The 744-nt window shown below is 68.1% G+C and carries 2 protein-coding genes; both read right to left on the bottom strand.

Going from position 1 to position 744, the window contains the following annotated elements; genetic code table 11:
* The coding region (locus AC1DWF_RS34085) for an aconitase family protein (protein ID WP_476842907.1) at positions 1-287 on the bottom strand (287 nt) is incomplete at its 3' end.
* Between the two features lie 3 nt (positions 288-290).
* Positions 291-744, bottom strand: a 454-nt coding sequence (locus AC1DWF_RS34080) for a dehydroquinate synthase/iron-containing alcohol dehydrogenase family protein (protein WP_476842906.1), incomplete at its 5' end; no start/stop codon positions are given.

Below are 744 nucleotides of genomic sequence, written 5' to 3'. Positions count from 1 at the left end.
GCGGCGTTGCGCTCCAGCGACTTCACCATGAAGCGGTTTTCTTCATTGGTCATCGCTTCGCGCTCGACGGCATCGGTCGAGACGTAATGGTCCGGCGTGCCGAAGGTCCGGTCGGGCGCACGTGGCGCCATCCCGCGCTTGCGCAGCATCTCGAAGGCCGGCGCCAGGCCGTCATGCACGAGGTGGCGGTCGACGTAGAGCAGGGTCTGGCCATCCTCGCGATCGAGGACGCGATGCGCGTCCCAGATCTTCTCGAACATGGTGCGAGGTTCGGGGCTGTCCGACATGCGTCAGTCTCCGGCATGGGCGGCGCGCAGCATGGCGAGGTAATCCTCGCGCGTGGCGCGCCTGGGGTTGGTCATGTGGTGATGGTCGAGCATCGCGGCATCGGCGATGGCCGGCAGCACCTCGGCCGGCACACCCATCTCGCCGAGCGTCTGGGGCAGGCCGATGGAGCGGCAGAGGTCGGTGATGGCGTCGGCCAGCAGCGCGGCGTCGGCAGGCTCGTCCATGGCGTCGGCGAGGATGGGCAGGACGGCCTCGATCGCCGATGCGTTGAAGCGCAACACGTAAGGCAGCAGTACCGCGTTGAGCGTGCCGTGATGCAAGGGCACGGAGAGCCCGCCCAGCGGATGCGAGAGCGCATGCACCGCGCCCAACCCCTTCTGGAAGGCCAGCGCCCCCTGCATGGAAGCGAGCATCATTGCCTCACGCGCCGCCGCATCAGACCGATCGGCCACGGCA

This window comes from Aminobacter sp. P4_D5 (assembly GCF_056401815.1).
Note: the sequence above shows the minus strand (reverse complement) of the source record. Positions and strands in the feature narration are given on the sequence as shown.